Genomic DNA, 7623 nt, shown 5'->3' on the forward strand with positions numbered 1-7623 from the left:
GTGAGGCGTGATCACCTCTTGCGCCAGCGGGGCCACTTCGGCATCCCGCGGCCCTTCCAGGTCTCCACGAGACCCGCAACCCAGCGGACGGACGCGAAGACCCCGTAGCCGGCCCCGGCGAGGCCAGTGCCGACCACGAGCCACCGACCGATGCCGAGCCACACGCTCACGTCCACGTCCAGCGCCCACTGAACACCCGTGATGAGCCCGGCGATGCCCATCCAGAGACCGGCGACGACCATGGCCACCGGCAGGAGAACGAGGCACATCGCGGCGGCGGACCAGAGCTGTCGCGCCTCCAGCTTCGCCGTCGCGGCGATGATCCACTCCGCCCGCGCGTTCGAGGCGTCGAGGCTCGCGGTCATCGTGGCCGAAGCCTCCCCGGCGACCTGCTCGACAGCCTTCTCGACCCGTTCCTCGGTGCGCTTCTCGATCCGCTGGACCGCGCCGCCGACCTGGCTCACGAGCTTCTGGTTCGCTGTGACCTGCGCCTTCAGACCCTCAATCGCCGAGGCTGCGCCCCTGCACGAGCAGTACCCTACCCAGCTCAACCCGGGTACGCCCCTGCCGGTCCTCCCGTATTCGCCCGGCTTGCGCTCCCGGATCTGGTATGGCGCGGGGTCCAATGCATCGGCGGTCCAGGCCGCGCGCGACGGCGTGAACCTCATGAGCTCCACCCTGGTCTTCGAGCATGGCGACAAGCCTTTCGGTGACATCCAGGCCGAGCAGCTACGCGCCTACCGCCAGGTGTGGGTCGAGGCCGGCCACGACTGGACACCGCACGTGGCTGTGTCGCGTTCGATCTTCCCGCTCCTGTCCGAGCGTGACCGCGGCCTGTACGGTCTGAGTGCCTCGGGTGATCAGGTCGGCCACCTTGACTCCGGCGTCGCCACCTTCGGGCGCACGTACGCGGCTGACCCTTCGACGCTCATTAAGCAGCTGAGTCAGGATCGCGCCCTCGCGGAGGCTGACACCCTCCTGTTGACCATCCCCAATCAGCTCGGATTCGAGGAAAATTGGTCGATCATCCGCAACTTCGCCGACTATGTTGCCTCCGCGCTCGGGTGGGAGCCTGCCCGTCCGGGTCTCCTCCCGACGGGCTACGACATTGACGAGGCCGTGGCTGAGTAGGAGGTCGCGGGACCGCGAGTGGGCAGAGAAGACTGACGGGAAACGTTAATCCGGGGTGAGAGCATCCGAAAGCTCTCACCCCGGTTTCACTTTCTGTGTGTGCTGGCCTACACTAATTGGACAGTATCCACGCAAGACAACGAGGTCTCTTCGTAATGGCTCGACGCTCCAAGGGCGCGGTGTCAATCAATCCGCGGTCCGCTCAGAATATGTCCACCCGACAGGCAGATTTCTCTAAGAAGAAGGGGAAAGTCAGTCCAGTCAAGGCTTTTGGTGCTATCGGTGCGCTGATCTGCATCGCGGCATCCCTTTTTATTCAGCTGCCAGGCCTGGATGTGTCAGGCACTCGCATGTTTGGTATCTTCCTGGCGGCGATTCTGCTGTGGGTGACGGAGGCGGTGCCGCTCGCGGGCACGGCGGTCCTGGTCATTTTCCTGGAGGTCCTGTTCATTTCGGACCATGCGCTGCTGAGCGTGGGTGAGGGTGCCCCGGCGTACACGAAGTTCTTCGGGGCACTGGCTAACCCGGTCATCATCCTGTTCCTGGGCGGCTTCATGGTGGCCGACGGCGCTGCCAAGTACAAGCTGGATCGCGCCCTGTCGGCGATCCTCCTCAAGCCCTTCATGGGCAAGCCTCGTCTGACGGTTATGGGCGTCATGCTGATCACCGCGATCATGAGTATGTTCATGTCGAATACGGCGACCACGGCGACGATGTTCGCCGTTATGATGCCGGTCATCATGGCCCTGCCCGAAGGCAAGGCGCGCACCGGCATTGCCCTGTCGATCCCCGTGGCCGCGAACGTCGGTGGTATGGGCACGCCGGTTGGCACGCCCCCGAACGCGATCGCTCTGGGCGCGTTGGAGAACGCGGGCGTCAAGGTCACCTTCCTGCAGTGGATGCTCGCGGCCGTGCCGCTCATGCTGGTGCTTCTGGCCCTGTCGTGGGCGTTCATCGCGTGGCGCTACATTCCCTCCGACGCGACGTTCAACATCGACACGTCGGCGCGCTTCGAGAAGTCGCGCAACGCAATCATCTTCTACTCGGTTGCGGGTCTGACGATCCTCCTGTGGATGACGGAGTCCCTGCACCACATTTCGGCCAACGTCGTTGGCTTCCTGCCGGTCGTCGTTCTCCTGATGACGAAGGTGATGAGCGGCGACGACCTGCGTGCCCTGGATTGGCCGGTCCTGTGGCTGGTCGCGGGCGGTATCGCGCTGGGATCAGGAGTGTCTGCGACGGGCCTCGACAAGTGGATGCTCGGTTCGATCCAGTGGGCCTCGATCCCCGGTGTTCTCCTGATCCTCGTGTTGGCCCTCGTGGGGTGGGTGACCTCGAATGTCATTTCGCACTCGGCGTCGGCGAACCTGCTGATTCCGATGGGTATGGGCCTGGCGGCGACGGTGTCCACGAGCGCCGCGGAAATCGCGATCGTCATCGCACTGGGCTGCTCGTTGGGCATGTGCCTGCCGATCTCGACCCCGCCCAACGCGATCGCGTACTCGACGGGCACGACCCCGACCCGCGAGATGGCGGTCGTCGGCATTGTTGTCGGCGTCGTCGGCATTATTCTTCTGGCGTTTGTGGCTCCGCTGACCTGGGGATTCATCGGGGTGATGTGACGTGTCCATGGACGAGGCCGTGGTCGGCTCGGGCGCGAACGGTCGCCCCAGGCCGGGGCTGGCCCACGGGTGGACGCAGGGTCCCGCGCAGGAGGATGCCTCGGTCATGGCGCGCACGGATGTGCGCTGCGGAGGTCACCGCGCGGGGTACCCGATTCATATGCTGGTGGTCGGCGACGATTCGCGGCATATCGCGGCCCCGGTAACCAGGGACCTGTCGTATGCGTTCCCGCGCTTATGCTTGGATCGAGTGGACGGCATTGGGGACTTGGCGGCCTACGAGGCGAGCCTGCGCCCCGGCGATCATGTGCTGATGGGTCTGGTGACCTCGGAGGTTTCCGACATTGACGCGATGATCGAGCATGCGGTGTCGATTCCCGTGCTGACACGCGTGCAGTGGGTGGTCGTCACGGATAAGTTCGAGCATCGTGATCTTACGGGCTGCATGCAGTCGGGGGCGCTGTCCTCGGTGTTGAAGGCGCCGTGGACGGTGCCGCTGCTGGCGGGCCAGGCGTATTCGACGATGGTGCGTTACCTGAGTGGGTGCGGTTATTCGCAGCGCCAGATCCGCAACCTCATTGCGGATCCGCCGCCGTTCGCCGTCCAGGGTCCGCTCTTGGAGGGCCTGGATCGTGACGAGCGCGAGGTTGTTATGGAGCTCCTTGCGGGCGTCGAGCGGGTGCTTGGCCAGCGTCCGCGCCTCATCATCCCGGAGGGTACGCAGCTGGTGACGCAGGGGCAGCCGGTGGGTGCCGTGTACCTGGTGCTTGAAGGACAAGTGTCCCTGCACAGGGATTCCCCGCAGGGTGAGGTGCTCGCGCACTTGGCGACGTCGGGTCCGCTCATTGGCCTGGTGTCGCTGGCCAGGGCGGAGGACGCGTTCTTCACGGGCGAGACGGCGACCGAGGCGACGGTCGTGCGCCTGACGACCGAGCAGCTCCAGATCGTCATTTCTGAGGATCCGTCGATCGGTGGAACCTTGACGGCGCTTGCGATTCGTTCGCTGACGCGCCGCCTCATGCGTGCCGAGGACCTTCACCTGCAAAACGCGATGCTCGCCGAGGACCTTGAGGCCCAGAAGGAGGCCCTGGCGGCCACCCTCGAGGACCTGTGCGCGACCCGTGCCGAGCTGGTCGAACGTGCGCGCTTCGCGATGCTCGGCGAGCTGAGCGCCGGTATCGCCCACGAGCTCAACAACCCGGTGACCGCTCTCGTGCGCGCCGCGAAGCACCTGCACGAGGACGTCGATGCGGCCCTCGCTGCCCCAGCCACGGCCTCGTCGAGGGAGGCCATGTCCCGGGCGCTGACCGCGCCCCCGCGCTCCACGTCGGTCGAGCGCGCCCTCATGAAGGAGCTCTTGCCCGTCGTCGGTGACCGCACGCTCGCACGTCGGCTCGTGCGCGCGGGGATCCAAGGGGCAGACGGTGCGCGCGCGCTCGCACAGATCCCGGGAGGCATTGACGCGTACGAGGCCGGGGCGCGCCTGGGTGGGTCCCTGCGCTCGGTGCTCGCCGCGGGTGACCGCGTCATCGAGCTGACCCAGTCCCTCAAGGGCTACGCGCGCCCGGACGCCGAGGATCTCAAGCCTGTGGACGTGCGCGAGGGGATCGACGACGTGCTGCGGCTGACCGCCCACAGGGTACGGGGTATCCGCATCGACTGCGACTACGAGGAGGTGCCGCTCGTGCGCGCGCATCCCGCGAAGCTGCAACAGGTGTGGACGAACCTCATCGTCAACGCGGCCGAAGCCATTGAAGACGAGAACGCCGACTTGATCGCGGCGGCGGAGGCGTCGGGCGGCGTGCCCGAGCTGCCGACACGCGGCGAGGCCGAGGCGCTGATCCGTATCACCGTGCGACCGACGCCTGAGGGAGTTGCCATCACCGTGTGCGATAACGGTCCGGGTATCGACCCGGGAATTGTTGACAAGATTATGGAGCCGCACTTCACCACTAAGGCGGGGCGCGTCCGATTCGGGCTTGGTATGGGCATGTCCATCGTCCGAAGCATCATCGCCGACCACGGGGGAACACTCGTGATCTGCTCTCACCCGGGGTCCACCACTATGAGGATCTCGTTGCCCACTCAACCACAAGAGGAGGAATCATGACCCTGACAATCCTGTCCCTCGAGGACGAGGCCGACGTGCGAGACGCGCTCGAGCGTGATCTTGAAGAGTTTTGGGACAAGATCCGGCTTGAGGTCGCCGAAGACGTCGACGACGCGTGGGCCGTGATTGATGAGATCGTCGAGGATGGGGACGAGCTGGCCCTGGTTCTCTCGGATCATCGCCTGCCCGGCAAGTCGGGGGTCGATTTCCTCGTGGAACTCATGCAGGATGATCGTTTCGCCGCGACACGAACGGTGCTGGTCACCGGTCAGGCCGACCAGTCTGATACGATCCGCGCGGTTAACCATGCGGGCCTGGATTACTACATCGGTAAGCCGTGGGACCCCGAGGAGCTGCGCAACACTGTGCGCGACCAGCTCACGGAGTATGTCCTTGAGGCTGATATTGATCCCTTGCCGTACGTGACCGTGCTCGATGGTGTGCGTGTCATGGAGGCGATTCGCTGAGTGCGAGTGCGGGGCTGCCGCCCGACCGTCGTTGGTCGGGCGGCAGCCCCGCACTATGCGTCTGTGAGAGAGACGAGGCCGTGGTCGCGTTGCGCTGATGGGAGTGTTCTCTGGTTTCCTGGTGCTGAACTCGACGGATGAGGCAGAACCCCAGTCCCCGCTAGGGGGACTGGGGTTCCTATCAAGCGTTGCCTCTCAGAGCAACCCTTTTCCTGATTGAGGGTTTAATCAGGAGAAGAGGCCAAGAATGCTACCAACAAAGGTGAGGAACGCGTTGATAACTGCGGTGATCTGCTCAAACATCGCTGCTTCTTTCTTCTGGTCAGCTCCCAGTCCACCTGGAGGGCTTGGTTCGTCGAAATTTCGTCTCCGGAGGCCTTAAATATATCTAAAGGTGTTCGCGCGGTCAAGTTTTACACCCGTTATCTTTTCGTGATTTTTATCTGAGGGGTTCGAGTTATTTCTTTCATTTCGTATGAGTGTAGTTTCGTAGTATTTACTTGTAATACATGCATTCGCGCTTCATTTGCGGGGTAAGTGTGGGTCGCGTTTTGCAGTTATGGCAAGTGGTTGCAGAACCAAGCTAGAAGAGATGCTCGTTACTATATTGCTGACCAAGAGGTCAGTTAAGCGTGATGCGCCCGGAATCTGCGTCGGTGCCCGCGTCGGCCATACGATCCGCTGAGGCTAGGTGAAGGGCCGCCACTCGACCGTGGATGGTCGAGCGGCGGCCCTTCGTTGTCGTGTTGCCCGTGGCCGGGGGGATAGTGCGAGGCTGGCACTTCGCCGACCGCCTCGCCCTATCGTCCCTTACCGGTGCAGGAGCAGCGCAGTGTTGATGGTGCGGCGAGGCAGGCGTGTCGCGTGGCGCATGATGTGGGCGGCTTGCGCCCGATTTCCGTGTGCTTCACGCAGCGCGGCACCAGCGAGCTGGTGGAGCTCCTCGTACCTGTGTGTCGTCGCGTATGACGGCTTGCGTCGGCTGGTGAAGAAACGGGCCGTCGCCCACAGAAGAACGCCGATGAGGTAGGCAGCGAGGCCCACGCCGACGACGCTGAGAACTGCGGTGGTGCTCATCGCTCGTGCCCCGATTCGGTTGCCGCCCCGCGCGGGGTGGTCGTGCGCGTCGCGGATGCCTGCCTCGTGGCGGAATCGGGTGCCGAGGCCTCGGCCGGCTGGAACTGCGTGGTGCTCGACCGGGATGACATCGGGTAGGAGGGTGTCGTGCCGACCTGTGGTGCGGCCGAACCAGGATGCGCCATCGGGTAGGGACTGGAGGTGAGCGGGGCGGCGGGTTCACTGCACACGAGGATCTGGGCGACGTCGATGGGCAGCCCCGCGGCTGAAGAGACGTATCGGATCGTCGGCATGATCCCGATCGTGGGGATGAGCCGGTGAATGTGCTCCATGAGCAGGGGTTCGTCCTGCCGGATGCGCTCGAGGTCGAACCCGTAGAGCTGTACCAGGCGCTCGCGCTCCATCTGGAGGTTCTTTTCGCGCACGCCCATGACGACCGCGTAGAACATGGGCGCGAGCATCAGGAAAAAGAAGATGACGAAGAATACGACAAGGGTGAAGGGCAGTGCGTCGTTATGCATGATCGGTGTAGAGGGAGAGGAGGGTATTGATGGTGGCAGTGGGGAGCAGGGTCTTGCGGCGCAGCTTGCGGGCGGCTTTCGTGCGGTCGCCGTCCGTGTCGGCCAGGACTTGGCGCACGAGGGGGTCGAGCTGCGAATAGCGGGTGTTGAGAGACTTCCGCTTGAATTGGGTGCCAAGTGCCTTTCCGAGTGGCGACACAAGCACGATAAATATCATCATCATGATCATGAAGATGAAGAACAGTGTCGAGCTGGCTTCGTATGTCACGGGCGCGCCTCCTTCCAGATCATCCGCTCAGTGCGGTCCAGGTGTCACGCGTGGCGAACCCGTCTCGTACCGTGCGGTAGATGTATGCGCTACCACCATCCTATGGGCTACCGGGGCGCGGGTCTAGTTTCGGAGGAAGACACGAGAAACGGGAAAACCTGCCCAGAACCTCCCGGTGGAACCTGCGATAACGCTGTCATCGCGGATGACACGGGGGGCCGGAGCAGGCCTCGACGATAGTGAGCGCAGCGGCCCAGGCTGTCAGCCCCTGGCACGCGCCGGTGAACTGCGCCCAGAAAGTTGGACGCGTTTAATGGTAGTCGTTATGCGGCTTGCTGTAGGGCCTGATCCCGGTATTCTGCTGGGGTCAGGCCCTTGAGCTTTACTTGGCGTCTTGTTGTGTTCCAGTAGGTGATGTAGGCGTTGA

At 63.8% G+C, this 7623-nt stretch carries 9 protein-coding genes; 4 read left to right on the forward strand and 5 right to left on the reverse strand.

The genetic code is table 11. The annotated features are described in order from the left end of the window. Nucleotides 1-11 precede the first annotated feature (11 nt). Complete coding sequence (locus tag QZ149_RS09730) at nucleotides 12-464, reverse strand: hypothetical protein (RefSeq protein ID WP_291451250.1); 453 nt, start codon at nucleotides 462-464, stop codon at nucleotides 12-14. Nucleotides 465-591: 127 nt separating this feature from the next. On the opposite strand from QZ149_RS09730, the gene QZ149_RS09735 reads away from it, so the two are divergent. The 4 genes from QZ149_RS09735 to QZ149_RS09750 all read left to right on the forward strand — a co-directional run bounded on the left by QZ149_RS09735 (nucleotide 592) and on the right by QZ149_RS09750 (nucleotide 5330). Beyond that, nucleotides 592-1131, forward strand: a complete 540-nt coding sequence (locus QZ149_RS09735; protein WP_291451241.1) for a hypothetical protein — start codon at nucleotides 592-594, stop codon at nucleotides 1129-1131. Between the two features lie 209 nt (nucleotides 1132-1340). Next, entirely contained in the window at nucleotides 1341-2753 is a 1413-nt protein-coding gene (locus QZ149_RS09740) for a DASS family sodium-coupled anion symporter (RefSeq protein WP_291451242.1), read from the forward strand. Between the two features lie 7 nt (nucleotides 2754-2760). Then, on the forward strand, nucleotides 2761-4863 hold the full coding sequence (locus QZ149_RS09745) for an ATP-binding protein (protein ID WP_291451251.1): 2103 nt from the start codon (nucleotides 2761-2763) through the stop codon (nucleotides 4861-4863). Beyond that, a complete protein-coding gene (locus tag QZ149_RS09750; RefSeq protein ID WP_291451243.1) occupies nucleotides 4860-5330 on the forward strand; it encodes a response regulator in 471 nt (156 codons plus the stop codon). The genes QZ149_RS09745 and QZ149_RS09750 overlap by 4 nt, the downstream gene beginning before the upstream one ends. An 810-nt stretch (nucleotides 5331-6140) precedes the next feature. On the opposite strand, the gene QZ149_RS09755 is transcribed toward QZ149_RS09750, so the two are convergent. The 4 genes from QZ149_RS09755 to QZ149_RS09770 all read right to left on the reverse strand — a co-directional run bounded on the left by QZ149_RS09755 (nucleotide 6141) and on the right by QZ149_RS09770 (nucleotide 7612). Continuing rightward, entirely contained in the window at nucleotides 6141-6407 is a 267-nt protein-coding gene (locus QZ149_RS09755) for a hypothetical protein (protein WP_291451245.1), read from the reverse strand. After that, nucleotides 6404-6928 (reverse strand): hypothetical protein, encoded by a 525-nt coding sequence (locus QZ149_RS09760; protein ID WP_291451247.1) that lies wholly within the window; start codon nucleotides 6926-6928, stop codon nucleotides 6404-6406. Before QZ149_RS09760 ends, QZ149_RS09755 begins: the two co-directional genes overlap by 4 nt. Next, nucleotides 6921-7196, reverse strand: a complete 276-nt coding sequence (locus QZ149_RS09765; protein ID WP_291451249.1) for a hypothetical protein — start codon at nucleotides 7194-7196, stop codon at nucleotides 6921-6923. The genes QZ149_RS09760 and QZ149_RS09765 overlap by 8 nt, the downstream gene beginning before the upstream one ends. 323 nt (nucleotides 7197-7519) lie before the next feature. After that, a complete protein-coding gene (locus QZ149_RS09770) occupies nucleotides 7520-7612 on the reverse strand; it encodes an IS3 family transposase (protein WP_291450547.1) in 93 nt (30 codons plus the stop codon). Nucleotides 7613-7623: the final 11 nt, after the last annotated feature.

Origin of the sequence: Actinomyces sp. ICM47 (assembly GCF_905369875.1) — a bacterium.
Taxonomy (GTDB): domain Bacteria; phylum Actinomycetota; class Actinomycetes; order Actinomycetales; family Actinomycetaceae; genus Pauljensenia.